We start from the raw sequence: 26,285 nt of genomic DNA on the forward strand, positions 1-26,285 counted from the left end.
CACCCGACCAATGCTGCAAGCCGTCAGAAAGTTCTTGCCAGGGCGCCGTCCACACGAGAACCAAAGCAGACGCGCTGAAGCCAGCCGAGATGTCCGCTTCTGGTAATGCGGACATACATGGCCGGCGTAAGCCGGCATGCCGCGCCTTCAGCAGCCCCGGCAGATCGAATTGAGCATCCTGTCGACCTTCGCTTCCTCGCGGTCGATGGCGGGACTGGTGCCAAGCGGTGGTCCTTTCATCAGATGGCCGGTGCCGGTCGAGGAAAGCGCGGTACCCAGCGAATTGGTACCGGGCGTGGCGGCGCTCGTACCGAAGGCGCCGCCAGTCATGGCCCCGTGCACGGAACCCATGCCGCCGCGGGCGAACGCAGCCGTTCCCGTGAGGCTAACGACACTTAGGACGCAAAGAACGCAAATGCTTCTCATGACGTTGCTCCTGATCTGTTCGCCCGATTGCGGAGCCTCGGCACGCATTGGATGCGCGGCCGCGAGTCCGGCCGCGATCACGCGTCGGAGCGCAGGCCGATTTCGGCTCTGACGATCGAGGTGGTGTCGGTACCGGAGAATTCCGACTTAAAAAACGTTAAGGAAAGTGTTTTCATCACGCTCGGGCGTGTCAGGCCGCCGGCCTTATGAAGACACGACTACACCGCGTTGATATCGACGCTTTCCAGTATCGGCTTCGGGTAGCCATCGCGCGCCACCTTGATCATGGCGCGGCCGAGCTGTTCGCTTGTCGTCATGTGGTTCGGCGTGGCGCGCACCATCCAGGACAGCAGCGGCCCGCTGATAGCGTAGACCGCATTCACCCAGGCGGTCTTGGACCTGACGCCGTGCAGCGGCTGGATGCCGGATGGCCGGAACATGTACGCCGCCTTGAACGGCAGCTTGAGCAGATCGTTCTCGGTCTTGCCCTTGACCCGCGCCCATCGGAGCGGGCCCTGCTCGGTCGAATCAGTGCCTTTGCCGGTGACGTAGGTGAAGACCATGCCGGGGTTGAGCCGGGCCAGCGTTTTGGCCGCCGCCATGGTGACGTCGTAGGTCAGATGGCGGTAGCGCTCCAGATCCATGCCGATCGAGGAGACGCCGAGGCAGAAGAAGCAGGCGTCGTATCCGGCAAGCTCGGATTCGATCTTCGAGAAATCCGTGAAATCGTCGTGCAGGACTTCGCGCAGCTTGGCGTGCTGCACCCCGGCCGGGCTGCGGGAGACCGCCAGCACTTCCGTGACGCCAGCATCGACAAGGCATTCGCGCAGGACGCCCTGCCCGACCATGCCGGTGGCGCCAAATAGAATCGTCTTCATGATTTGATGAACGCCAAGAGGTCTGCGTTGATGGTGGCGGCTTCCGTGGTGGGCATGCCGTGCGGAAAGCCCTTGTAGGTCTTCAGCGTGCCGTTCTTCAGCAGCTTTGCCGACAATGGCGCGGAGTCCGCGTAAGGCACGATCTGGTCGTCGTCGCCATGCATCACCAGAACAGGCACGTTGATCTTCTTGAGGTCTTCGGTGAAGTCGGTCTGCGAGAAGGCGACGATGCCGTCGTAATGCGCTTTGGCGCCGCCCATCATGCCCTGGCGCCACCAGTTCTCGATCACGGCTTCCGACGGCTTGGCGCCCGGCCGATTGTAGCCATAGAAGGGGCCTGCCGCGACGTCGCGATAGAACTGCGAACGGTTGGCCGCCACCTGCGCCTGGAAATCGTCGAACACCGCCTTGGGCAGGCCGCCGGGATTGGCCGGCGTCTGCACCATCAAGGGCGGCACCGCGGCGATGATTGCCGCCTTCGCCACACGGCTCTCGCCGTGACGGGCAATGTAATGCACCACCTCGCCGCCGCCGGTGGAATGGCCGACGTGAACGGCATTCTTCAGATCGAGATGCGCGGTCAGCGCCGCGAGATCGTCGGCATAATGATCCATGTCATGGCCGTCCGCCACCTGGCTGGAGCGGCCATGGCCGCGGCGGTCATGGGCGATGACGCGAAAACCGTTGTTCAGGAAGAACATCATCTGCGCGTCCCAGTCGTCCGCCGACAGCGGCCAGCCATGGCTGAACACGATCGGCTGGCCCTTGCCCCAATCCTTGTAGAAGATCTCGACGCCGTCTTTGGTCGTGATGGTGGGCATTTCGAATTCTCCTCTTGTTGAGCATCATTCCGGGACATGCATTTTCGCGGATGCGAAATCCGGATGAGATGGAGATTCCGGGTTCGCGCTGAAGCGCCCCCCGGAATGCCGAAATCGGGTTAGGCAGGCTGTGCCGGCGCCGGCCGGAATCGCCGGAGCACACCGATAATGACGACGACGAAGAACACCAGCACGACGCCCTGGGCGACGGCGAACGGCGGCTCGGCCGGCGGCACGCTCGGCGCCAGCGCGTGCAACGCCGGCACTTTCAGGAACGACTGGACCACCAGCACGAAGACGTTGAGATAGAGCGAAATCAACGCGGTCAGCGCGTAAATCCAGCGCCAGGCGCCATTAAGCTTCATGATGTAGAGGGCAAAGCAGGCGATCGCCAGCAGCACCAGCGAAAGAAAGCCGAACATATGCGACGGCAACAGTTTCTCGGACGGGAACGGAGGAATCAGAAACCCCGAAACACTGGTGAGGATCGTGAACAACAGGAAGATCGCCGTCAGGCCCGGCATCCGCTTCGAGCCGAGCATCCCGAACATCACGACAAGGCCCGCAACGATGGCGATCAGGCTGATGACCACATGCACCAGAACGAATGTCGCCAAGCTCATCCCTAAAATCATCTGCGCCCCCGCCATTGGAAATGTTCCAAAGCATACGTCGCATCGTCAAAAATTTCCACACGCGTCGCGTGCAGCGTCGTCAGGGCAGGCATGTGCGTGAATAAATGACGCATCAACGAAAGTAGTATGATGCACGAAATCTTTGCAACGCTGTCACAAACCGGAGCAGCGCCCGCGCTGAAGTTGAATCCAGGGCGTGTACTCAGGGCGCTGCGCTATGCGCCAATTGACGCATTCACCGCCATTTCTAGACTATGCCGGAATTCACGAAGGGGGCAGGCGTGCTTTCAAAACTCAAAAATCTGGCTGCAGACGCCATGAAAAGCGTCAGCGGACAGTTCGCGAACGCCTCCGGGGCAATTGCCGATCTGGCCGCCAGTCTTGCTACCCGCGCCGCGGCGGCCGCTGATCTCGGCCGCATTCTCGATATCATAGAAATGGTCCCGGGCGTAAGTTTCGACAAGCCCGAGCCCGATGCTGACTATCTCAATACGTTGCTGGCTGCCGTGCAGATGGGCGAGCTGACGCTGGCCGTGCATTATCGCCAGCAAACCGAAGCCAGCGTGGTGCGCTTGCATCCCATCACAACGGCAGAGGCCAATGCACTAACCGGCTCGGAGAACAAGTTCTCCTCGAAAAGCCTGGTCGACGGTGAAGGCGACAAACCTGCCATCCAGATGCTGATGAACACCGAGCATCTGGCGGAAAATTACCGGCACGTTTCCGCCGATACGCTGATCAACGCATTGGCCTTCCCGGTCGAGAATGTCAAAGGCGGCTTCATCATCGCCAAACCGTTTCGTGCGATCGCGCGACCGATCGCTGGCTGGCTGCTCAACATTATTTTCGACCAGGGCGAAAAACTGCACCGGCGCTTCCTCGGTAATCGCGGCGAAGATCAACTCCCATCGCCTTCGCCACTTGCGGACGAAGAACAAACCGACGCACCGCGTGCCTCAAGGACGCCGGAAGGCGGCGACGTCCAAGCCCCGGGCTCCGATCGAACCATCGAGGACCCGCCGCGGAACGATGGGCGGATTGATTAAACACGGTCGAGAGCAGCGCTCCATGCATCGTCGCTGGCGCCAAACCGGATATCGCTCTGGCATTTGGATAAACTTTATCTATCCAGCTAATGGGATCGACATAGCGATTTCCGAGATTTCGTAGTCGTGCGCGATCACTGGGGGAGACCATGGTAGAGTCAACAGCCATGGAATCCCGAAACGAAATGTCAGAGCCGCGCACAATCCGCGACGACGCGACCTCTACAACGCCGTGCATCGTCAATGGCCTGACGTTTCGCCCTCGTAAAAAGATCAATGTCTGGAAAGGTCTCGGCATTGTTCTCGGCACCACTTTGGTGCCGGATGTCATCGTGCTCCTCGCCATCATCCCGTTCGCTGTGCGTCGCATTCTGAAGGTTCTCGACGCGAGAGGAATGCTGGCTGACCGACCGGACGTTCTGAAATGACGAGACCGATAATCCTCGAATGGATAGCCGGTCCATTCCCCTGGCTGGGCGGAGCCGCGACGTAGTATGTTTGTCCGCTTTGTGGTCGGCACCGACGGCGAGAACCACCGATTGCTGAAGGGGATCATCAATGAGGCATTTCGTCTTCGCGACCGTGGGCGCCTCGACCCCCATCAACAGGCCTGCCTTAAGGACGCACATGTGTGGCTGAACGCCCACCTCCCTGTTCCGCCATTTTCCAGGAGCGACTGGGGCCCAAACGTAGTTTGCTGGTTCAAGGACACTGCTGACCCGTCGATCAAGAAGATGTGGGAAATCGTAGCTATCCTCAGGGAGAACGGCATCGCCGTGCGCCTACTTAGATCAAGGAATCCAGGAAAGATTGTCTACGAGGATGACTTCCAGGTCGTCGTTCGGGAGTGGAAGCGCCTGTAGGCGGACGCCGAAAGCCCATGTCTGCATCGTGTCAATAATAGCGGGGTATCGGACCGTTATGCGGCGTCTTGCGGTGCGACAGATCGAACAGCACCTCGTCGACATAGCACCAGCCCCAGCCTTCCGGCGGATCGTAGCCTTCGATCACCGGGTGGCCGGTGGCATGGAAGTGCGCTGAGGCATGCTTGTTCGGCGAATCGTCGCAGCAGCCGACATGGCCGCAGGTGCGGCAGATCCGCAGATGCAGCCACCGGCTTCCGCTTTTCAGGCACTCCTCGCAGCCGAGCGCGCTCGGCGTTACGGTTTGGATGCCGGCGATGTGGCTGCAGCCCTTTTTCGTCACCGCTTCACCCCTCGCGCGTTTCGAAGAACCTAGAGCGCCGGCTTCATGCTGTCGGCGAGAAAGCCGTGCAGCGCCGCCACCACCTGGGCGCCCTCGCCGATCGCGCCGCCGACGCGCTTGACCGAGCCGGAGCGAACGTCACCGACCGCGAACACGCCGGGCACCGAGGTTTCCAGCGGCGAGGCGGACCGCCCGTCCTTCTGGGTGCATTGCGTGCCCGTCACCACGAAGCCGCCGCGATCGACCATGACGCCGCAGCCCTCGAGCCAGGTCGTTGCCGGATCGGCGCCGACGAACAAAAAGAGATTACGGATATCGAGCGTGTGCTGTTCCGGCGCGAGACGGCTGCGCCAGCGCAGCCGCGTCAGCGCCGCCTCGGCATCGCCTTCGAGGCCGACGACCTCGGTATTGAACATCAGTTCGATGTTGGGGGTCGCCTCGATGCGCTCGATCAGATAGCGCGACATGCTGGCGCCGAGCCCGCCGCCGCGGATGATCATGTAGACCTTGCGCGCATGGCCGGACAGGAACACCGCGGCTTGCCCTGCGGAATTGCCGCCGCCGACCAGCACGACGTCTTGGTCCATGCACAGCTTGGCCTCGATCGGCGAGGCCCAGTACCAGACGCCGCGGCCTTCGAATTTCGCGAGGTTCTCGATCTCCGGCCGGCGATAGCGCGCGCCGCTCGCCACCACGACGGATTTGGCGCGCATCGTTTTCCCGCAATCGGTCGCCAGCGCAAAGACGCCATCGGGGCGGCTGCAATCGAGCGAGTTGATCGAGACCGGGATCAGCATGTCGGCGCCGAATTTCTGCGCCTGGGTGAAGGCGCGCCCGGTCAGCGCCTGACCGGTGATGCCGGTCGGGAAGCCGAGATAGTTTTCGATCCGGGCGCTGGCGCCGGCCTGGCCACCGAACGCGCGCGCGTCGAACACCGCGACCGACAATCCTTCGGATGCCGCATAGACGGCGGTGGCGAGGCCCGCCGGCCCGCTGCCGATCACCGCGACATCGTAGAGCTTTTCATGATTGTGCTCGCCGATCATGCCGATCGCGTAGGCGATCGCCGGCTCCGACGGATTGCGCAGCACCCGGCCGTCGGCAATCACGACCAGCGGCAGTTCGGCGCGCGAGGCGGCATAACGCGCGACGAGGTCGGCGGCGTCCTTGTCGGTCGCGGGATCGAGCAAATGGTAGGGCTGGCCGTTACGCCCCAGAAAATTCTGCAGCCGCGCCATGTCGCCAAGCGAAGGCGGGCCGATCAGCACCGGGCCGCCGGCGCCGCCCTGGATCAGGCTGACCCGGCGCAGGATCAGCGCCCGCATGATGCGCTCGCCGAGTTCGGCTTCCGCGACCAGCAGCGCCCGCAATTGATCCGGCGGAATCAAGAGCGTCTCGACATCGCCCTCAGCGTGGCCATCCACCAGCGCGAGGCGGCCCGAGAGCTGGCCGAGTTCGGCCAGAAATTGCCCCGGCCCCTGGTCGATGATCGGGGTGACATGACCAAGGCCGTCGCGCTGGGTGATCGCGACGTGGCCCGACAGCACCACGAACATGCCGGGACCCTGCTTGCCGGTCTCGAACAGGGCTTCGCCGTGCTCATAGCTGCACAAGCTCCCGAACCTGCGCATGCGCTCGATTTCGGGAGGCGTGAGCGCCGGGAATGTCTGCTCGTGACGGGGAAACGTATAGGCGTTGGGTCCGGTCGCCGGACCGGCCGTGGTGTCTGCACTCATTGTCGCCACCCAAAGAAACAAGAACTGTGCGAAGCGCCGCCACGCCGCCCGGCGAGCGATCAAGGCATTCTCCCTCTACGCTACCGGTGTGGCTTTTCTCCGCTGGCGTCATCTAGGGAGACATCGGCGTTTTCGGAAGATGCGGCGTCGCTGCGCCCGCGCGCCTGCGACTTCCGCCGCTTGAGATTTTCGCGCAACGCCAGCTTCAGCCGGTCGCGCCGTGAATCCTTCGCATCCACAGCCGTCTTGCCCGCGCCCTTGCCTTGATCGCCCGTCATCACCAGTCCGCCGAATATCCTTGCTCGAAACAGAGGCAGCCGGACGCACCGCCCGCTGCCGCCGGAACATAGTGCGTTTCGCGGCCCCTCGCCGCAACGGGCCCGTCGAGCTGACGGCGAGGCGATTGAACGCGCGGGTCAATGATTCGACGCTCCGGGGAACCGGATCGGCCGGAAGTTGACCGTTTTGAAGGCCTTCGCCGGCGACCACGCCGATTTTTCACGATTTTGGGCCCTTCCCGGCCCGCCCGCGTGCTTGCGCCAGAGGGGCCCTTGTGGCAAGAACCGGCCGCCTAGTGGGAGCCCGTTGGGGCCGATTCCCTTAAGTACCGGGCATGCTGCCGTAGCTCAGTGGTAGAGCACTCCATTGGTAATGGAGAGGTCGACAGTTCAATCCTGTCTGGCAGCACCATTCTTTCCGAAAATTGCCGACATCCTGCTCTCTGCAGCAGCCGAAGCCGCTATCGGCCACCAAACGTACGCCGCATATCCTGCTCGAATTTTTCCCGCCGCTCCCTTTCCTCGACTTCCCGCTTCTTGCTTTCCTCCTTCAGCCGTCTGGCCGTCTCCGCCCAATGTTTCTGCTGCTCGCGCGCTTTTGCGTTTTTCTCTGCGCGTGCCTGACGCTCCTGCGCCTGCCCCGGCATCTGCCACAGCCCGGTGAGATTGGTCAGCACGACGGCGATGCCGATCGAGAGGGCAACGATCTTGACGGTGTCCCAGCGCGAGATGACCTTCGGGTTTTCTCCCATTGCCACGACGTCAGGCTTCGGTGCGGGAGCCGCAGCGACCTTCGGAAGGTTGCTCCGCGATGCCGTCGCACTTGATCCGACATTTGATCCAACACTTGGCACGCTCGTCCTCGCCGGCTCGGCGGCCGGCGTGTCGCGAAAGGCAAGCCAGCGCGCTTCGACCGCTTCGCGGAGCGCCCGCGGCTCGACCGATACGAGTTCGTGATGCAAAGCCATCTGGACCTGCGCGCCCCTGGGAATGAAATTGGCGCTCCATCCGGGGCCGCGCAGAAAGGCTGAGTCGACGAAGAGCCGCTGGTCGTAGAATGGCTTGGAAAGCACAACCACGGTGACGTCGCGCAGGAGCAATAGATGGCGCGTTGCGAACTGACCGAACTGGAAGAACGACCAGTAGGTCGCTTCAACATCGATCGTGCCAATAGCCTGAATTTCGCGCCAAGGGATCAGGACTTCCTTGACGAAGGGGATTCGGTAACGGATACCCGCGGGCGAAAGCGTAAATAATGGCTTGCCGGGATTCGAGCGCCGCCAGAGCGTAAGGGCGACCAGGCCAGCACCGAACACCCAGCAGAGCACAATTCCGATGATCGTCCACGGCTCGCGGTCGAGGTCGACAAGCGCATATATCAGGAGGCCCAGGAAGATCAGCAGGAGACCGGTCGGCAGCAGCCTGACGATGGCCGTGGTCGACCTGAATTCCAGCGTTTGATGGATATCCTGGCCGCTGACATTCATGGCTTCGGCTCTCGATCGCGGGAATGGATAACGAGCATCACAGCCTGCTCCACCGGGCTTCAATGGTCCGGTGCGGAGCCGCAAGGCGCCATGCGCTTATCTGTACCGGGGAATTGGTCGGGCGAGCGTAGATCGCGGTTCACACGGGCAACAAGACAGCACGGAAAATCAGCCCAACGGGCGCTTCCCGCGGCTTTATTTCGGCCCGAGCGCGACGTTGCGGAACGCCTTGACCAGCGATCCCTCCAGCTTGCCTTCCATGCCGCAGAGGATCTGGTAGGCGTCGGGCCGCGGCATCGGCGGCCGGTAGGGCCGCGACTCGATGAGGGCTGCAAAGATGTCGGAGATCGTCAGCAGCCGGACGAGATCGGAAATCTCGGCCGCCTTCAGCCCATCCGGATAGCCGGAGCCATCGAGATATTCGTGATGGTGCCGCACGCCGTCCAGAATCTCCGGCGTGATGCCGGCTACGCCCTTCAAGAGATCATATCCGATCTCGGGATGGCGCCGGATGATCTGCTCTTCCTCGGGGTCGAGGCGGCCCGGCTTGTCGAGGATCGCCAGCGGAATGCGCGCCTTGCCGATGTCGTGCAGGGTCGCCGCCAGTCCGAGCCGCGATACGTCGGCGCCGGAGAAGCCGATATCGAGGGCGAAGCCGACCGCAATGCCGGTGACGAGCAGGCAATGCTGAAACGTGCCCTCATGATAGCGGCGCACCTCGTCGAGCCATGTCGACAGCCCCTCCTTCCCGACGCGGCTGATGATCTTCGACGTCGCACGCTTGGCATCGGCGACCTTCACCGGCTTGCCAAGGCGTACATTCGAAAACATCGAGGCGAAGGCTGCCACGCCCTCGTCCAGATCCAATGCCGGAGCTGCCGCGCTGTCCGCCGCGGCGGCTTCCGCCGCTTCGATCTCCGCAACCTTGAGAACGGCTTCCTTGGGCCGCGAAATGATCGAGGTCGCGCCGAGCGCATGGGCCTGCGCCACCATCGAGCGGGAGAGATTGTGAACGACAAACAGTTTCTCGGGGATCGCGGCGAGGTCCTGCAGAACAAACCTGAGCTTATCGACGCGCGGCATCTGCCGCAGGTCGACGTCGACCATCAGCACGCCATGCGACCTGATCCGAGTGCCGTCACCGCCCAGCAGCCATGGGACCACGGCGTGTTGCGGCTCGAGCATCGCTCGAATCGCAGGCAACTTCGTCGGTTCGTCTGTGACAAAATAGACGAGCATTTCGAGAAAGGTCCGTATGCGCGAATATTAAAGAAATCGTCCCTCGACGCTGAAGAACAGAAAAGAAAAATTGAACCATCTTGCCGGCGTTTCGGAGCACCGGGCCCTCACAGCCGGTCCCATCGGCATCGGGTACCTTCAACGTACCTCATTGTTGGACATCGGGGCTACCTTGCCGTTAAGCGGCGACCTCGTATAACTACGTACCTCAAATGAGGGACGCGGTTCGACCTCAAAAGGCAGAGATCGAGGACATCGTCGGTGAGTGACCTGTCGCCTCGAAAAAATTCGGGAACCGAAAGATCGACGCTCTGTGCCTTGCTCTCGGTCGGCTGCCTGGTCGCCGGCCCGGCATCCGCGCAGGTCGATCTCGCCGGCGCGACCGCCAAACTGACGCTGCAGGTCGCAACCGCCATCCTCGGCGAAAAATGCCGCCGCGTCGAGACGCCGAACCCCGTCTCCTTCGCCTCTGTAGCGCTGCACCGGACCTTCCACGACGATTTCGACGCGCATCCGCTAACGGACAGCAGATGGGCGTCTTACTACGCCGGCGGCGCGGCCTGGCCGGAAGCGCGTTACTGGGGTGGCGAGGGTTCCGACTTCAGGCGCAAGACCAGCTATAATGGCGAACAGCAGATCTATGTCGACCCGCGTTATGGCGGACGCGAAACAACGCCGCTCGGCCTCGATCCGTTCAAGGTCAGCAACGGCATTCTCTCGATCACAGCCAGTCGCACCCCGCCGGCGCTGAAGGCCGTGCTGTTCAACAATGAATACGTGTCAGGCATTCTCACGACGCAGAGCAGGTTTTCGCAAAAGTATGGATACTTCGAAATCCGCGCCAAGGTGCCGGTGGGCACCGGGGTTTGGCCGGCGTTCTGGATGCTCGCCGATGACGGCGGCTGGCCGCCCGAAATCGACATCATGGAGGGCCGTGGGCAGCGGCCGGGCAGCATCGTGATGACGACGCATTGGCGGATACCGGAGACGCAGCGCGTGGAACGCTGCGGGTTTGACTTCATCGTGCCGGACGCCGCGACCGCGTTCCACGACTACGGCGTGCTGTGGCAGCCGGATCGCATCACCTATTTCATCGACCGACAGCCGGTCTCCGAGATCAAGGTCCCGGTCGGCTTCCACGAACCCATGTACATGATCGTGAACCTTGCCATGGGCTCGAAGACTCTCGAGGGCGTCGGCTTCGTCGACGGCGAATCGCCCACGACCGTCGCCTTCGAGATCGATCGGGTATCCGCCTATCAAATCGACGAACGCTGACCGGAGACCATGATGTTCGGAAAATTCTCGCGCCGGCATTTTGCAAAGCTGGCGGGCCTGTCCGCCCTCGGCATGGCGGCGCGTCCGGCTGAAGCCGCCGCGCAGGCGGCGGCCGACCGGCCGAGCCTGGCAAATTTTCCGAAAGACTTCGTGTGGGGCACCGCCACCTCGTCCTATCAGATCGAGGGCGCCGTCAATGAAGACGGCCGCGGTCTCTCGATCTGGGATACGTTTACTCACACGCCCGGCAAGATCGAGGACGGCACCACTGGCGACCGCGCCAACGAACACTACCACCGCTACAAGGAAGACATCGGCCTGATCAGGGAAGTGGGCGCAAAAGCCTACCGGTTTTCGATCGCGTGGCCGCGGATATTTCCGGAAGGAACCGGCAAGCCGAATCCAAAGGGCCTCGACTTCTACGACCGCCTCGTCGACGAACTGCTCCGGCAGGGCATCGATCCCTATGCCACGCTCTATCATTGGGATCTGCCGCAGGCGCTCGAAGACAGGGTCGGCGGCTGGCGATCCAGCGAAACGTCAAAGGCATTCGGCGACTATGCCGGCCACGTGGCCGCGCGCCTGTCGGACCGCGTCAACTCGATCTTCACGATCAACGAAGCCGGAAGGTTTGTGAATTTCGGCTATGGCTGGGGTGTCGACGCGCCCGGCCTCAAACTGCCGGACGCCGACGTCAATCAGGTCCGCCACCATGTCGCACTGGCGCACGGCCTCGCGGTGCAGGCGATCCGCGCTCATGGACGCAAGGGCACCAAGGTGGGGCCGGCGGAGAACATCGCCGCCTGCGTGCCGGCATTCGACACGCCGGAGAACGTCCGCGCCGCCGAGATCGCGACGCGCGAACTGAACTCGGGCTTCCTCGGCGTCATCCTGGAAGGCAAATACACCGACGGCTTTCTGCAGTTCGCCGGCAAGAACGCACCGAAATTCACCGATGCCGAATTGAAGATCATCTCGACGCCGAACGATTTTGTCGGCCTCAATATCTACGCGCCGCAATTCTATATCGCGGCTTCCGACAAGGCACCGGGCTGGAGCGTGCTGCCCTTCCCGGCTTCATTCCCGCACATGAATTCGGAATGGCTGCGCGTCGGCCCGGAGACGATCTACTGGGCGCCGCGGCTGGCAGCGAAGGTCTGGAACATCGAGACGATCTATATCAGCGAGAACGGTACCTCGTCGGAAGACAGGCTTCGCGACGACGGCCAGGTCTACGACCTCGATCGCATCATGTATCTGCGCAACTACTTGCGGCAATTGCAGCGCGCGACGTCGGAGGGCGTGCCGGTGCGCGGCTATTTCCTCTGGAGCCTGATGGACAATTTCGAATGGATCTACGGCTACGAGAAACGCTTCGGGCTCTACCACGTCGATTTCGCCACGCAGCGGCGGACGCCGAAACTCAGCGTCGCCTTCTATCGCGATGTTGTGGCGCGGAACGCAATCGGCGTCTGAGCGGCGTCAGTCCTGTCCATATCGCGCGGCTTGCCGCACCGGTGCGAGGACTTCCGACGTGAAGCGCTGCTCGAGGTCGGTTGCCACAGTGGTGACGGGTTGCTGCGCAACCTTGCGCGACGATTCGTGACCTAGAAATGCACCGGCGGCCGTGATCATCAGCACGACATAAAGTACGAACATGCCGCCGACCCATTGCCAGTAAAGCCGGCGGTGGTCGGGTGTCAGGCTTTCGAGTAATCGACGCATGGTTTGCCTCCTCGCAGAACCAGTGCGCTGCGTATACGCCTCAAGTTACAAGCGGTGTGTGACGTACTTCACAGATGTCAATTTGAAGCGGAGAACCCGTGACCGGAGCCGAACTGAAGAAACTTCGCCAGCATCTCGGTGAGGCCATCGGCCAGCCGCTGTCGGTGGCCGACATGGCCAAACTCTGCGGGCTGCCGGCCGCGGATGGCGCCGACACCATCCGCAAATGGGAGGTCACCGGTCCGACCGGGCCGGTCGCGGAACTCTTGCGCATCCTGGCGATGGCCAGCGATCACTATCCGATCCTTGAGATGTTCAACGTGTTCGACCGTCACGACGTGCCGGTGAAAGAGCGCCCGGCGCGCCGGCAGGCCTTCCGCGAGCAGATGCGCGGCGACGTGCGCCGCCGCATCGGTTAAGCAGAGCTTAACGCGGAGCGGTGGAGGGTTACCGAAATTAAGCCTTTGCTTACCTTTGATTAGGCCTTCATTAAGTACAAAAAACGTTTGTCGGCCAATGGGTTGGGTTAGGATCCGCTGTCACCTCCAAGTGACAGCATTTTAGATAAATGCAGTCTAAGTGCGAGGTCATGTGATGCCCCGCACGAGGGTGTCGCCGAACGGTTTTCGGAGACCAACACCATGAAGAAGATCCTCGCAGCCCTCGTGGCCTTCGCCGCCCTCACCGCCGCCGCGCCGGCTCTCGGCGCCGATCTCGGCGGGCGCTCCTACTACAAGACGCCGCCGGCCTATGTGGCCCCGCTCTATAACTGGACCGGCTTCTATCTCGGCGGCCATATCGGCGGCGCCTTCAGCGGCAGCAACGATTTCAACGGCACGGTGCTGAGCGATTCCCGCGCCCGCCTGCTCGGCGGCATTCAGGCCGGCCTCGACTGGCAGTTCGCGCCGAACTGGGTGCTCGGCACCGAGGGCCAGTATTCCTGGCTCGGCAAGAACAACCTTACCGCCACCTTCCCGGGCGGCTACGTCTACACCAACGATCAGCGCGGCCTCGGCTCGATCACGGCCCGCATCGGCTACACCTGGGGTCCGGGCCTGATCTACGTCAAAGGCGGCTGGGCCTATTCCGACAACAGCGAGCGGGTGACGCTTGGCGGCGTGCCGATCCCGTTCCTGCTCGACGGCAACCACAGCAACGGCTGGACCGTCGGCGCCGGCCTCGAATACATGGTCGCCCCGAACTGGTCGGTCAAAGGCGAGTACATGTATTACGATTTCGGCAGCAGCCGCTTCGTGAACCCCGTCGCGCTGGCGCCGTTCGGAAGCTTCCACAACGAGGACCACACGCTGAAGCTCGGCGTCAATTATCGCTTCAACTTCGCAAGCCCGGTGGTGGCACGCTACTGAGCCCGTTCAACCGCGAATTGCAGAAGGCCGGCTTTCACGCCGGCCTTTTTTGTTTTGTGCGCTTTTCCGGCTTGCGGAAAAACCCGGAGCAAACGCTGCACCAGGCAAAATTATGGCGAAAAACGTTCCGATTTTCCAAACTTGTTAACCGGGTATCGCGATACTGCCGCGCGAGGAAACATCCCAAGGTAGCGTAGACGGGGCAGCGGGCAGATGTCGGTACAATCGAAATCGCGAGACAAGGGTTTTCGCTTCGGCGTCAGGGGCAGTCTGTTTGCCGCATTCGCCGTCATTGCCGGCATGGCGATCGTCATCTCGGCCGGCGCCGGCCTGATGCTCGGGCGGATCGGCGGCACCATGGTGGACTTGAGCGGACGCGACATTCCCCGCCTCGCCGCCAGCCTGCAACTTTCGGCGCAGAGCGCGAGCCTCGCCAGCCAGGGGCCGGCGGTGCTGGCCGCGCGCAGCGAAGAGGCGCTGAACGATCGCACCCGGAAAATGAAGGAGACCCAGACGGTCGCGCTGCAGAAGCTCGGCGAGATCGTGGAGCTTGGTGCCGACAAGGCGGTGGTTGCCGCGCTCACCGAGAACATGAAAAACATCGACGAGGTGATCAAGAGCCTCGGCTCGGCCGCGAAGGAGCGGCTCGAACTGGCCGCCCAGCATGAAAGACTGTATGAGGCCGTGCGCAAGGCGCAGCGGCGCTTCATTTCCGCCGCCGGCCCCGCCGCGATCGATGCCCAGACCGAACTCTACAGCATCTACGCCGCACCCGGCTTCTCCCAGACCGACGCCATCAACGCCCACAAGACGGCCGACCAGCTCGCCGACATCGCCGCGAGCGGCAACATGATGGCGTTCGACATGATCGCCGCGTTGTCGGCGACCAACGGCGATACGCTGGAGACCATCGGCAAGGATTTCCGCACCGCGCAGGCGCGCGTGAAGGCGAATGCGGAGCGGTTGCCAAAAACCACCGCGATGAATGTCGTCCGGCAGGCAACGCTCGAACTGCTGACGCTTGCCGAGGGCAAGACCGGCGTCTTCAAGGTCCGCCAGCAGGAGCTGGACGCCGACGATTACGGCCAGACCATCCTGGAGGAAACGCGCAAGCTCAATGTCGGCCTCGGCATCAGCGTGCAGCAGCTGGTCGACGGCGTGCAGAAGGAAACCGACTCCGCCGCCTGGCAGGCGCGTCAGGAGATCTCGTTCGGAACCATGGTCATGCTCGCCCTCGGCGTGATGACGCTGGTCGGTTCGGTGCTGTTCGTCTGGCTCTATGTCGGCCGCAACATCCTGCGGCGGATCAGCAACCTGCAGCGCTCGATGCAATTGCTGTCCAGCGGCGATCTCGAAACGCAGGTCTATCAGACCCACCACCAGGATGAGATCGGCGTCATGGCGGATTCGCTGCAGGTGTTCCGCGAGAGCATGATCCAGAGCCGCGCGCTGTCCGCCGAGCAGGACAAGGACCGCGTCGTCAAGGCTGAGCGTGCCAACCGCATGGAAGCCCGCATCGTCGAGTTCGAAAGCACCGTTCGCACGGCGCTCGACAGCCTGCAGACCGCGGCGGGCTCGATGCAGTCGACCGCGCAAAGCATGTCGGCGACCGCCGATCAATCCAGCGCGCTGGTGACCGCGGTGGCCACCGCCGCCGAGCAGACCTCGGCCAATGTGCAGACCGTGTCGTCGGGCACCGAGGAACTGTCGTCCTCGATCGAGGAGATCGGCCGTCAGGTCATCACCTCGTCGGAGATCGCCCGCAAGGCTGTCCAGGATGCCGGCGCCACCGACGCCACCATGCAGGGGCTTGCGGACAATGCGGCGCGGATCAGCGTGGTCGTCGATCTGATCCAGACCATTGCTTCGCAGACCAACCTGCTGGCGCTCAACGCCACCATCGAAGCGGCGCGCGCCGGCGATGCCGGCCGCGGCTTCGCGGTGGTCGCGTCCGAAGTGAAGAGCCTCGCCAACCAGACCGCAAAGGCCACCGACGAGATCCGCCAGCAGATCGTCAGCATGCAGACGGTGACGGAGAGCGCGGTGTCCGCGATCCGCAACATCAGCAGCACGATCGCCGAGATCAACGAGGTGACGACAGCGATCGCGGCCGCCGTCGAGGAACAGGGTGCGGCAACCCGCGAGATCGCGCGCAACATCCAGCACGCCGCCGGCGGCACCAGCGAGGTTTCCAACAACATCGTCGGCGTCTCCAGCGCCTCGGCGCAGGCCGAGACCGCCGCCGACGAGGTGCTGACTGCCTCCGACGCGCTGCGCCGCGAGGCCGACGTGCTGCGCGAGGAAATCGACGCGTTCCTGTCGAATATCCGGGCGGCGTAGTCAGGTATGCCGGGGCGGCGACGCCGCGCCGACAAAAAATGCGAAAACAACCCCATGCAAAGTAGCCGGGCACGCTGCGCAGCATCGGGGCATGCGCCACCATCGGCGATGCGCGGCGGCACGGGATTGCGCCGTCATTCCGGGGCGTCCGAAGGACGAACCCGGAATCTCGAGATTCCGGGTTCGCATCTTCGATGCGCCCCGGAATGACAGCCTTGCCCCCCGCTTTTTCAGCTAGCGCCGCGCCGCCTCTACCGCTAAGCCGGTAGCATGCATTCGAAATCCGACAGCGTGCAGTCCTCGGCCGAGGCACTGCGATACCCCTTCGAAAGCCACCCCGGCCACGACCAGGTCGTGGAGGTGGTGCCCGGCGTGCTCTGGGTCCGCCTCAAGCTGCCGTTCCGGCTCAACCATGTGAACATCTACCTGCTTGCCGACGGCGACGGCTGGGCGATGGTCGATTCCGGCTTCGGCAACGAAGAATCCATCGCGGCCTGGACCACCCTGTTCGAGGGTCCGCTGCGACATGTGAAGGTGACGCGGCTGATCGTCACCCACTCGCACCCTGATCATGTCGGCCTCGCCGGCTGGATCACGGAGCGCTTCGACTGCCCGCTGCAGATGTCGCAGGTCGAGTACCTGCAATCGGTCTATCACCAGAACCGCGGCACCGAGGAGCGGCGCAACGCGCAGCGGCTATTCTTCCGCCGGCACGGCATGGACGAAACGCTGACCGACAAGCTGCTTGGCCGGGGCCAGGATTATCTGAAGCGGGTCTCGGTGCTGCCGCCGTCCTATCACCGCATCTCGCATGGCGACGAGGTCGTGATCGGCACGCGGCGCTTCAAGGTCATCACCGGCGGCGGCCATGCGCTGGACCAGGTGATGCTGTATTGCGCCGCCGACAAATTGTTCCTTTCCGCCGACCAGGTGCTGAGCAAGATCTCGCCCAATGTCAGCGTCTGGGCGGTCGAGCCCGACCAGAATTCGCTCGGCGAGTACCTCGCCTCGCTCGCCAGCCTCACCACCACGCTGCCCTATGACGTCATGGTGCTGCCGGGCCACGGCGTGCCGTTCTACGGCCTTAAGACCCGCATCAAGCAGCTCGCCGACCATCACGAGGATCGTTGCCGCCTGATCGCCGAAGCCTGCCGGGAAGTGCCGCAGACCTCGAAGGAACTGGTGCCGGTCGTGTTCCACAAACACGTGCTGGACGAACACCAGATGGGCTTTGCCGCCGGCGAACTGGTCGCGCATGTCAACTACATGCTGGTCGAGGGGCGGCTGACCTGCGAGGTCACGGACGGCGTGCTGCGGTTCCGCACCACCTGATCGCGAGAGCCGATCGCAAGGCGCCTTGTCACAGCCAAAATCACACAGTGCCCTAGTTCGCCGCAGCGAAGTGTCGCCATGACTGATGAGAGCCATCCAATCACTTGGGACATCACGTTTAGGTTCTATTGGACGATTGTTTGGCGCACCTTCGCTATGTACGCCCTTGGCTTTACGCCCTTGTTTCTGTGGCTCATGGTTGATGCGCGCTTGGACGATCCGAGCTACCTTATTCTACGCTTCGCAACGGGGTGGGTATTGTTATTGGGGGCCAGTTTTATTGCGGTCAGGATGGCGCTTCGAAAGCGGTATCGCGGCTTTAGAATCCAGGTCAGCCGAGAGCGCCTGTCCTAATCGGCCTTGGCGAGTGTCCGAACTAGGACGGCACCCAAAACCAGCCACCTTAATTCCAACCTAGCGCCTTGATCCCGATCAACATTTGCGCCGGCTAGGTAGCATCCCGGAGGCGCGGCAAAATGTGGGGAATCACATAGACATCAAAGCTGGAAAGGCTCTAAAAAGGCCCGAAGCCAATACGGCCGGTTCCGTTCCAGGTCTAGTGATGGATTACAGCAGATTTTTCCAAACCGCCCTCAACCGCCTGCATGACGAGCGGCGCTACCGCGTTTTCGCCGATCTCGAACGGATCGCCGGCCGTTTCCCGCATGCGGTCTGGCACTCGCCGAAGGGCAAGCGCGATGTGGTGATCTGGTGCTCGAACGATTATCTCGGCATGGGCCAGCACCCCAAGGTGGTCGGCGCCATGGTCGAGACCGCGACGCGTGTCGGCACCGGCGCCGGCGGCACCCGCAACATCGCCGGCACCCATCATCCGCTGGTGCAGCTCGAACAGGAACTCGCCGACCTGCATGGCAAGGAAGCCTCGCTGCTGTTCACGTCGGGCTATGTCTCGAACCAGACCGGCATCTCGACGATCGCAAAACTCATCCCGAACTGCCTGATCCTCTCCGACGCGCTCAACCACAATTCGATGATCGAGGGCGTTCGCCAGGCCGGCTGCGAGCGGCAGATCTTCCGCCACAACGATCTCGCGCATCTGGAAGAACTTTTGAAAGCGGCGGGCCCTGACAGGCCCAAGCTGATCGCCTGCGAGAGCCTGTACTCGATGGACGGCGACGTCGCGCCGCTCGCAAAAATCTGCGATCTCGCCGAGAAGTACGGCGCCATGACCTATGTCGACGAGGTCCATGCGGTCGGCATGTACGGCCCGCGCGGCGGCGGCATCGCCGAGCGTGACGGCGTCATGCATCGCATCGACGTGCTGGAAGGCACGCTCGCCAAGGCGTTCGGCTGCCTCGGCGGCTATATCGCCGGCAAGGCCGAGATCATCGACGCGGTCCGTTCCTATGCGCCGGGCTTCATCTTCACGACCGCGCTGCCGCCGGCGATCTGCTCGGCCGCAACGGCCGCGATCCGCCACCTGAAGGCCTCGAACTGGGAACGCGAGCGTCACCAGGACCGCGCGGCCCGGGTCAAGGCGATCCTCAACGCCGCCGGCCTGCCCGTGATGTCGAGCGACACCCATATCGTCCCGCTGTTCGTCGGCGATCCCGAGAAGTGCAAGCAGGCGTCCGATCTCCTGCTGGAGGAGCACGGCATCTACATCCAGCCGATCAACTATCCGACGGTCGCCAAGGGCACCGAGCGGCTGCGCATCACGCCCTCGCCCTACCACGATGACGGCCTGATCGACCGGCTCGCCGAAGCGTTGCTGCAAGTCTGGGACCGCCTCGGCCTGCCCGTGAAGCAGAAATCGCTCGCGGCGGAGTAACCCTACCCCTGCTAATCTGGACGGATTGGGCCGGTAGCGCGGTGCGCTGCCGGCCCAAAGCGTTTATAGTCCCCCTACGGCTGCTGGCCGTGAAGGGAGATATGCAGCGATGCTGCACGACTGGGGCGTAATCGCCGCCGCGTTCGCCTATATCGGATTGCTGTTCGTCGTCGCCAGCTATGGCGACCGCCTGTCGCCGAGCCAGCGCGGCCGCGCCAGCATGCTGATCTATCCGCTGTCGCTGGCGATCTACTGCACCTCCTGGACCTTCTTCGGTTCCGTCGGCTTCGCCACCCGCACCAGCGTCGACTTCCTCGCGATCTATGTCGGGCCGATCCTGATGATCGGGCTTGGCACGCCGCTTCTGCGGCGCGTGATCCAGCTCGCCAAGTCGCAGAACATCACCTCGATCGCCGACTTCATCGCCGCGCGCTACGGCAAGAGCCAGGCGGTTGCCGGCACCGTCGCGATGATCGCGATCGTAGGTTCCGTGCCCTACATCGCGTTGCAGCTCAAGGCGGTGGCGTCGTCGCTGGAGACGATCCTCAGAGAGGACAAGCTGTTCTCCTCGATCCCGATCATCGGCGACATCGCGCTGGTGGTGACGCTGGCGATGGCGGCATTCGCCGTGCTGTTCGGCACCCGCCAGACCGACGCCACCGAGCACCAGCACGGCCTGATGCTGGCGGTCGCCACCGAATCCATCGTCAAGCTGGTGGCCTTTCTCGCCGTCGGCGCGTTCGTCACCTTCTGGATGTTCACGCCGGTCGAGCTGATCGAACGCGCGATGAAGACCCCCGAGGCGGTCCGCGCGATCGACTACGTGCCCTCGCTCGGCAATTTCCTCACCATGACGCTGCTGTCGTTCTGCGCGATCATGCTGCTGCCGCGGCAGTTTCACGTCAGCGTGGTCGAGAACTCCAGCCCCGAGGAGGTCAGCCGCGCCCGCTGGCTGTTCCCGCTCTATCTTATCGCCATTAACCTGTTCGTGATTCCGATTGCGATCGCCGGCCTCGTCACCTTCCCGTTCGGCGCCGTGGACAGCGACATGTACGTATTGGCGCTGCCAATCGAGGCGAATGTCCCGCTGCTCAGCATTGCGGTGTTCGTCGGCGGCCTGTCGGCCGCGACCGCGATGGTGATCGTGGAATGCGTCGCGCTCTCCATCATGGTCTCGAACGACATCGTCCTGCCGCTGGTGCTGCAGCGCGGACCCGCAACGCGCGACAGCAGCAAGGATTTCGGCGACTTCCTGCTCAGGATCCGGCGCTTTGCGATCTTCGCCATCATGGTGATGGCGTATTTCTACTATCGCGCGCTCGGCAATGCGCAACTGGCGGCGATCGGCCTGCTGTCATTCGCAGCGCTCGCCCAGCTGGCGCCGGCCTTCTTCGGCGGCCTGTTCTGGCGCCAGGGCACCGCACGCGGCGCCATGACCGGTATGCTGGTCGGCTTTGCCGTGTGGGCCTATACGCTGTTCCTGCCGAGCTTCCTGGAGGGCAATCCCACCGGTCTCCTGCTGCTGCAACACGGACCATTCGGCATCGAGGCGCTGCGTCCGCGGGCGCTGCTCGGCACCGATCTGCCGCCGCTGATGCATGGCGTGCTCTGGTCGCTCTCGCTCAACATCCTGACCTACATCGTGATGTCGATCGCGCAACGGCCGTCCTCGATCGAACGGCTGCAGGCGGACCTGTTCGTGCCCAACACGCTGACGCCGATCACGCCGACGTTCCGGCGCTGGCGGACGACCGTTACCGTGCAGGACATCCAGAGCACGGTGACGCAATATCTCGGCCCCGAGCGCGCCGCCCAGGCGTTCCAGACCTTTGCCGCCAATCGTCCTGGCAATCTCGATCCGGCGGCGCCAGCCGATTTCGAATTACTGCAATTTGCCGAACGCCTGATCGCCTCCTCGATCGGCGCGGCCTCCTCGCGCCTCGTGATGTCGCTGCTGCTGCGCAAGCGGACCGTCTCCGCCAAGGCCGCGCTGAAGCTGCTCGACGACTCCCACGCCGCGCTGCATTTCAACCGCGAGATCCTGCAGACCGCGCTCAACCATGTGCGCCAGGGCATCGCGGTGTTCGACGCCGATCTGCAACTGATCTGCTCGAACGCGCAGTTCGGCGAGATTCTCGCGCTGCCGCCGCAACTCGTGCAACTCGGCATTCCCTTGCAGGAAATCCTCGAATTCATGGACGCGGTCAATCCGTCCGGCGCCGGCGATTCCGATGCGCTGTTGGCGCGGCGGCTGGAGGCCTACACCACCGAAGGCGAGCCCTATCTGGAGCGCCTGCCCGACCGCCACATGGTGATCGAGGTCCGCTCCAACCGGATGCCGGGCGGCGGCCTCGTTATCACCTTCTCCGACGTCACCCCGAGCTTCGAGGCGGCTGAGGCGCTGGAGCGCGCCAATGCGACGCTGGAAAAGCGCGTGCGCGACCGCACCGAGGAACTGACGCGCCTGAATTCCGAACTGGCGCAGGCCAAGAGCACCGCCGAGGACGCCAACATCTCGAAAACGCGATTTCTGGCCGCGGCCAGCCACGACATCCTGCAGCCGCTCAATGCGGCGCGGCTGTATGTGACGAGCCTCGTCGAACGGCAGAACGGCGGCGAGGATTCCCGCCTGGTCGAGAACATCGACGACTCGCTGGAGGCGATCGAGGAAATCCTCGGTGCGCTGCTCGATATTTCGCGGCTCGATGCCGGCGCGATGGCGACCTCGATCACCAGCTTCAAGATGGCCGATCTGATGCGCTCGCTCGAGATCGAGTTTGCGCCGATCGCGCGCGCCAAGGGGCTGGAGCTGACCTTCGTGCCCTGCTCGCTACCGGTGCAATCCGACCGCTCGCTGCTGCGCCGGCTGCTGCAGAACTTCATCTCTAACGCGATCAAATACACCCCGCGCGGGCGCGTGCTGGTCGGCTGCCGCCGCCACGGGCAATCGCTGCAGATCGCCGTTTACGATACCGGCGTCGGCATTCCCGTGATGAAGCGCGGCGAGATCTTCAAGGAGTTCCACCGCCTCGAACAGGGCGCGCGCATTGCGCGCGGTCTGGGCCTCGGCCTCTCGATCGTCGAGCGGCTGGCGCGCGTGCTCAACCACGGCATCGCGATCGACGCCAACGCCGGCGGCGGCTCGGTGTTCTCGGTGACGGTGCCGGTCGCCAAGGCGATCACCCACACCGCCGCCGTCACCAGCGCGACGCCGCTGTCGAAGACGCCGATGAGCGGCGCCCTGATCGTCTGCATCGAGAACGACCCGGCGATCCTCGACGGCATGAAGACGTTGCTGACCGCCTGGGACGCCGAGGTGATCGCGGTGGCCGACCCGGAAGCCGCGATCGCCGCGATCGAAGCTTCCGGCAACGACGTGACCGGTCTTCTGGTCGACTATCATCTCGACCGCGGCAACGGCGTCGCCGCGATCCGCGAAATCCGCCGCCGCTTCGGCGAAAACATTCCGGCCATCCTGATCACGGCCGACCGCAGCCCGAACGTCCGCGCCGCCGCGCGCGAGGAGAATATCGCGATCCTCAACAAACCGGTGAAGCCGGCCTCGCTCCGCGCCCTGCTCGGCCAGTGGCGGGCGCAGCAGATGGTGGCCGCGGCGGAGTAGAAATCAGTAGTCGGTCGAGCTACTGAGTGGGCGCCACCGGTCCAACTCCTCGAGGCGCTGACGATCTGCCTCGGCAATGGCCGTCACGGCGTCGCTTCCGAGCGCCAGCCGCGGGGGCGGTCGATCCATTTCTGCCAGCTTCAGGACGACGGCGGCTGCCTTGGCGGGATCTCCCGGCTGGCGACCGTCATAATCACGCTGCTTCCTGACGGCCGCGCCGACGACGGCATCGTATTCGCTCCGTCCCTCATCCGTCACATGCGCGGCCTGTGCAAAGCCGGTCCGGAAGCCGCCGGGTTCAACGATCGTCAAATACACGCCGATCAATTCCATCTCGCGCGCCAGCGACTCGGAAAAACCTTCGACACCCCATTTCGCAGCCGAATAGGCGGCCCGCGCGGGGGCACCGAGCCTTCCACCGACCGACGAGACTTGTACGATGTGGCCCGGCGCTGCCGCCGCAGCACCGGGATCACCGCCTTGCTCACGATGATGGTGCCGATCAGGTTGACTTCAATCTGCCGGCGGAACGACTCCAGGCTCGTGTCCTCCACCGACCCGAGTTCGCCGTAGCCGGCATTGTTGACGACGACGTCAACACCGCCGAACGCCGAAACCGCAAGGTCGATGGCTGCTTGCGCAGCGTCCTCATCAGTCACGTCGAGCCGTGCGAGCCGCAATGTGTCACCGAACTGTTCACGCAACGGATCGAGCGGCCGCAAATCGCGGGCAGTCGCCACGACCCGATGCCCACCGGCCAGCGCCGCCTCCGTGATCGCGAGCCCAAGCCCGCGAGAGCTGCCACTGACGAACCATGTCTTCAAGACGGCCTCCCGGCTCTCAAGGCGCGAGCCGGGTGAAGACATAGTCGCGGCTTTTGGCGCGAGCTTCGTGACAGGCAAAGCAGGTGCGATGCTGGGCCTCGTCGACCGGTTTGCCGTTGACGAACCGGCCGAAGCCCCAGCCGCCGGTTGCGGCATATTTTCTGGAATCCTTGACCATCACCTGGACCGTGGTGGCTGCGCCGGGAATCGTCGCGGAGCCGAATTCCGGTGACTGTTTCCGCTTCCAGGCACGCTTGACCAGGATCGTTCCGTCGGGGAACGGAAATTGTCCGGCCTGATAGGCGTCGACGGCGGTCTGATTACCGATGACGGCGCGAAGCTCGTCGAGCGGAGCAGCTTCTTCGGCTGGCGCAATCAGCTCCCAGCGCTTGTAGTCCCGGGGTACCGTCACGCCGAAGATCGGTGATGCGTCCGCCGCGCTACCTTGTGCCGGTCCCTCGGCAAGGGCGATCGAGACGAGGTATGGCACGCAAACCAGTAGGACAACGATGAGCAGCACGGCTACCGTGACAGCCATCATGTAGGCGGTTCTCTTCGTTTCAGTTTCAATTGGGGTCATGATTTTGGCCAGGCTGAAGATCGGCATTGGTCCCGATCCGGCGCGTGCCGGATCGGGATAGTGTGAAAACTCAGACGCCGTCGGAATCGATGACGGCTCTGGCGAAGGCTTCCGGTGCTTCCTGAGGCAAATTGTGGCCGATGCCGCCGGTCACCATCCGATAGTCATATCGACCGGCGAATTTCCGGGCGTACGCACTGGCATCGGGGTGCGGCGCGCCATTGGCGTCACCTTCCATCGTGATCGTCGGCACGTTGATCACCGGCGCTGCTGCGAGCTTCTGTTCCAGTCCTTCGTATTTGGCCTCGCCCTTTGCGAGCCCGAGCCTCCAGCGATAATTGTGGATGGTGATCGCAACATGATCCTTGTTGTCGAGCGCCGCCGCGCTCCGGTTGAAGGTGGCGTCGTCGAACTTCCACTGCGGTGAGGCGAGTTTCCAGATCAGTCTTGCGAAATCGTGCGTGTACTTCGCGTAGCCGGCGAAGCCGCGCTCGGTCGCAAAATAGAACTGGTACCACCATTGCAACTCGGCCTGCGGCGGCAATGGGGCACTACCGGCGGCCTGGCCGGAGATCAGGTAGCCGCTGACCGACACCAGAGAGCGACAACGTTCCGGCCACAACGCGGCGATGATGTCGGCGGTGCGCGCGCCCCAGTCGAACCCGGCGACGACCGCCCTCTCGATACCGAGACTGTCCATCAGCGCAATGATGTCTGCAGCCATTGCCACGGGCTCGCCGTTGCGCGGCGTTTCGCCGGAGAGGAAATGCGTCGAGCCGTAACCGCGCAGATAGGGAATGATCACGCGGTAACCGGCCTTTGCCAGGATCGGAGCGACATCCACGAAGGCGTGAATGTCGTAGGGCCAGCCGTGCAGCAGGATCGCCGCAGGACCGTTCGAGGGGCCTGCCTCGGCATAGCCGACATTGAGCACACCGGCGTGGACCTGCTTGATCGGGCCGAACGAGGCACTGGACCCGGAAGGCCGCGATCCGGTCTCGGCGCTGGCCAGATCGATGACGCCGAGGCCGACGGCGAGGGTTCCTGCGGCGACGCCGAAGAACTTGCGGCGATGCTGGTCGATATCTTGATTCATGATGGTACTACCTTGTCGAGGGTGGGTGATGGCGCGTCAGATCAATGCGACCGTGACATCGATATTGCCGCGGACGGCTTTGGAGTAAGGACAGGTCTGGTGGGCGTCCTCGATGATGCCTTGCGCGATCTGCCGGTCGAGACCGGGCAGGCTGACACTGAGTCGTGCCCGAAGTGAGTAGCCGCCCTCATCGAGCACGAGATCGATTTCTGCGTCGATCGCGCGTTTGCGGGGAAGCTCGACGCTGCGTGTTCGCGCCGCGATTTCCATCGCGCCTTCGAAGCAGGCTGACCAGCCTGCCGCGAACAGTTGCTCGGGGTTGGTACCGATGCCCGCGCCGCCCGGCGTCGACAGCTTGAGGTCGAGGCGGCCGTCGGAACTGCGCGATATGCCGTCGTGCCGCCCGCCGCTGGTATGGGTCCTCGCCGTGTAAAGTATCTTTGCCGCTTGTGTCATGCAGGTCTCCTTGCCCCGGGCAACCGAATAGCAGCGGCGGCCGGAGCACACCCGTTTGGACTTGTGAGAAATTGTGAGGGCGACACATGCACGTCTCACAAGTCCTGCATGCACGGTCTGA

24 protein-coding genes, 1 tRNA gene and 1 pseudogene are annotated in these 26,285 nt (G+C 63.4%); 12 read left to right on the forward strand and 14 right to left on the reverse strand.

Features of this window, described 5'->3' with window-relative positions; genetic code table 11:
* Window positions 1-147: 147 nt before the first annotated feature.
* From CQ12_RS20535 to CQ12_RS20550, 4 genes are all read right to left on the reverse strand, one after another.
* A complete protein-coding gene (locus CQ12_RS20535) occupies window positions 148-426 on the reverse strand; it encodes a hypothetical protein (RefSeq protein ID WP_057837197.1) in 279 nt (92 codons plus the stop codon).
* Window positions 427-644: 218 nt separating this feature from the next.
* Window positions 645-1,304 (reverse strand): NAD(P)H-binding protein, encoded by a 660-nt coding sequence (locus tag CQ12_RS20540; protein ID WP_057837128.1) that lies wholly within the window; start codon window positions 1,302-1,304, stop codon window positions 645-647.
* Window positions 1,301-2,125 carry an alpha/beta fold hydrolase gene (locus CQ12_RS20545; RefSeq protein ID WP_057837129.1) on the reverse strand — a complete coding sequence of 275 codons (825 nt, stop codon included), beginning with the start codon at window positions 2,123-2,125 and terminating at the stop codon, window positions 1,301-1,303. The genes CQ12_RS20540 and CQ12_RS20545 overlap by 4 nt, the downstream gene beginning before the upstream one ends.
* Before the next feature lie 119 nt (window positions 2,126-2,244).
* Window positions 2,245-2,760, reverse strand: coding sequence for a hypothetical protein (locus CQ12_RS20550; RefSeq protein ID WP_057837198.1), 516 nt, complete (start codon window positions 2,758-2,760; stop codon window positions 2,245-2,247).
* A 254-nt stretch (window positions 2,761-3,014) separates the two neighbouring features.
* On the opposite strand from CQ12_RS20550, the gene CQ12_RS20555 reads away from it, so the two are divergent.
* From CQ12_RS20555 to CQ12_RS20565, 3 genes are all read left to right on the forward strand, one after another.
* Entirely contained in the window at window positions 3,015-3,806 is a 792-nt protein-coding gene (locus CQ12_RS20555; RefSeq protein ID WP_057837130.1) for a hypothetical protein, read from the forward strand.
* A gap of 167 nt (window positions 3,807-3,973) precedes the next feature.
* Entirely contained in the window at window positions 3,974-4,234 is a 261-nt protein-coding gene (locus CQ12_RS20560) for a hypothetical protein (protein WP_157088357.1), read from the forward strand.
* Window positions 4,235-4,300: 66 nt separating this feature from the next.
* On the forward strand, window positions 4,301-4,669 hold the full coding sequence (locus CQ12_RS20565; RefSeq protein ID WP_057837132.1) for a hypothetical protein: 369 nt from the start codon (window positions 4,301-4,303) through the stop codon (window positions 4,667-4,669).
* A 31-nt stretch (window positions 4,670-4,700) separates the two neighbouring features.
* On the opposite strand, the gene CQ12_RS20570 is transcribed toward CQ12_RS20565, so the two are convergent.
* The 3 genes from CQ12_RS20570 to CQ12_RS20580 all read right to left on the reverse strand — a co-directional run bounded on the left by CQ12_RS20570 (window position 4,701) and on the right by CQ12_RS20580 (window position 7,026).
* Window positions 4,701-5,012: a UBP-type zinc finger domain-containing protein gene (locus tag CQ12_RS20570; RefSeq protein WP_057837133.1), complete on the reverse strand. Its 312-nt coding sequence runs from the start codon at window positions 5,010-5,012 to the stop codon at window positions 4,701-4,703.
* A gap of 29 nt (window positions 5,013-5,041) precedes the next feature.
* Window positions 5,042-6,748, reverse strand: a complete 1,707-nt coding sequence (locus CQ12_RS20575; RefSeq protein WP_057837199.1) for an FAD-dependent oxidoreductase — start codon at window positions 6,746-6,748, stop codon at window positions 5,042-5,044.
* A gap of 80 nt (window positions 6,749-6,828) precedes the next feature.
* Entirely contained in the window at window positions 6,829-7,026 is a 198-nt protein-coding gene (locus CQ12_RS20580; RefSeq protein ID WP_057837134.1) for a hypothetical protein, read from the reverse strand.
* Window positions 7,027-7,363: 337 nt separating this feature from the next.
* Between CQ12_RS20580 and CQ12_RS20585 the strand changes: the two genes are divergently transcribed.
* A tRNA-Thr gene (locus tag CQ12_RS20585) sits at window positions 7,364-7,438 on the forward strand.
* 49 nt (window positions 7,439-7,487) lie between these two features.
* On the opposite strand, the gene CQ12_RS20590 is transcribed toward CQ12_RS20585, so the two are convergent.
* Both CQ12_RS20590 and CQ12_RS20595 read right to left on the reverse strand, forming a co-directional pair.
* Entirely contained in the window at window positions 7,488-8,513 is a 1,026-nt protein-coding gene (locus CQ12_RS20590) for a hypothetical protein (protein WP_057837135.1), read from the reverse strand.
* A gap of 195 nt (window positions 8,514-8,708) precedes the next feature.
* Window positions 8,709-9,698, reverse strand: coding sequence for an HD-GYP domain-containing protein (locus CQ12_RS20595; RefSeq protein WP_198164214.1), 990 nt, complete (start codon window positions 9,696-9,698; stop codon window positions 8,709-8,711).
* 315 nt (window positions 9,699-10,013) lie between these two features.
* Between CQ12_RS20595 and CQ12_RS20600 the strand changes: the two genes are divergently transcribed.
* On the forward strand, window positions 10,014-11,030 hold the full coding sequence (locus tag CQ12_RS20600; RefSeq protein WP_245310038.1) for a glycoside hydrolase family 16 protein: 1,017 nt from the start codon (window positions 10,014-10,016) through the stop codon (window positions 11,028-11,030).
* Window positions 11,031-11,042: 12 nt separating this feature from the next.
* Entirely contained in the window at window positions 11,043-12,506 is a 1,464-nt protein-coding gene (locus CQ12_RS20605) for a GH1 family beta-glucosidase (RefSeq protein WP_057837201.1), read from the forward strand.
* 6 nt (window positions 12,507-12,512) lie between these two features.
* Here the strand turns inward: CQ12_RS20605 and CQ12_RS43965 are convergent, their stop codons facing one another.
* Window positions 12,513-12,755 (reverse strand): hypothetical protein, encoded by a 243-nt coding sequence (locus CQ12_RS43965; protein ID WP_157088358.1) that lies wholly within the window; start codon window positions 12,753-12,755, stop codon window positions 12,513-12,515.
* Between the two features lie 98 nt (window positions 12,756-12,853).
* Here CQ12_RS43965 and CQ12_RS20610 point away from each other — a divergent pair, with 98 nt between their 5' ends.
* The 6 genes from CQ12_RS20610 to CQ12_RS20640 all read left to right on the forward strand — a co-directional run bounded on the left by CQ12_RS20610 (window position 12,854) and on the right by CQ12_RS20640 (window position 23,208).
* Window positions 12,854-13,174: a helix-turn-helix domain-containing protein gene (locus tag CQ12_RS20610; RefSeq protein ID WP_057837137.1), complete on the forward strand. Its 321-nt coding sequence runs from the start codon at window positions 12,854-12,856 to the stop codon at window positions 13,172-13,174.
* A 222-nt stretch (window positions 13,175-13,396) separates the two neighbouring features.
* Complete coding sequence (locus tag CQ12_RS20615) at window positions 13,397-14,122, forward strand: outer membrane protein (RefSeq protein ID WP_057837138.1); 726 nt, start codon at window positions 13,397-13,399, stop codon at window positions 14,120-14,122.
* 213 nt (window positions 14,123-14,335) lie between these two features.
* On the forward strand, window positions 14,336-16,462 hold the full coding sequence (locus tag CQ12_RS20620; RefSeq protein WP_057837139.1) for a methyl-accepting chemotaxis protein: 2,127 nt from the start codon (window positions 14,336-14,338) through the stop codon (window positions 16,460-16,462).
* Between the two features lie 270 nt (window positions 16,463-16,732).
* Window positions 16,733-17,794, forward strand: coding sequence for an MBL fold metallo-hydrolase (locus CQ12_RS20625; RefSeq protein ID WP_057837140.1), 1,062 nt, complete (start codon window positions 16,733-16,735; stop codon window positions 17,792-17,794).
* 562 nt (window positions 17,795-18,356) lie between these two features.
* Window positions 18,357-19,586 (forward strand): 5-aminolevulinate synthase, encoded by a 1,230-nt coding sequence (hemA, locus tag CQ12_RS20635; protein ID WP_057837142.1) that lies wholly within the window; start codon window positions 18,357-18,359, stop codon window positions 19,584-19,586.
* A 109-nt stretch (window positions 19,587-19,695) separates the two neighbouring features.
* Complete coding sequence (locus tag CQ12_RS20640) at window positions 19,696-23,208, forward strand: PAS domain-containing hybrid sensor histidine kinase/response regulator (protein WP_057837143.1); 3,513 nt, start codon at window positions 19,696-19,698, stop codon at window positions 23,206-23,208.
* Window positions 23,209-23,211: 3 nt separating this feature from the next.
* Here CQ12_RS20640 and CQ12_RS20645 read toward each other — a convergent pair.
* From CQ12_RS20645 to CQ12_RS20660, 4 genes and pseudogenes are all read right to left on the reverse strand, one after another.
* A pseudogene (locus CQ12_RS20645) lies at window positions 23,212-24,074 on the reverse strand (SDR family NAD(P)-dependent oxidoreductase).
* Complete coding sequence (locus tag CQ12_RS20650) at window positions 24,049-24,612, reverse strand: cytochrome P460 family protein (RefSeq protein WP_083519398.1); 564 nt, start codon at window positions 24,610-24,612, stop codon at window positions 24,049-24,051. The pseudogene CQ12_RS20645 and the gene CQ12_RS20650 overlap by 26 nt, the downstream one beginning before the upstream one ends.
* Window positions 24,613-24,682: 70 nt before the next feature.
* Window positions 24,683-25,708, reverse strand: coding sequence for an alpha/beta fold hydrolase (locus CQ12_RS20655; protein WP_057837144.1), 1,026 nt, complete (start codon window positions 25,706-25,708; stop codon window positions 24,683-24,685).
* Window positions 25,709-25,744: 36 nt separating this feature from the next.
* Complete coding sequence (locus CQ12_RS20660; RefSeq protein ID WP_057837203.1) at window positions 25,745-26,164, reverse strand: organic hydroperoxide resistance protein; 420 nt, start codon at window positions 26,162-26,164, stop codon at window positions 25,745-25,747.
* Window positions 26,165-26,285 lie beyond the last annotated feature (121 nt).

It is taken from the genome of Bradyrhizobium jicamae, from assembly GCF_001440395.1.
GTDB classification, from domain to species: domain Bacteria; phylum Pseudomonadota; class Alphaproteobacteria; order Rhizobiales; family Xanthobacteraceae; genus Bradyrhizobium; species Bradyrhizobium jicamae.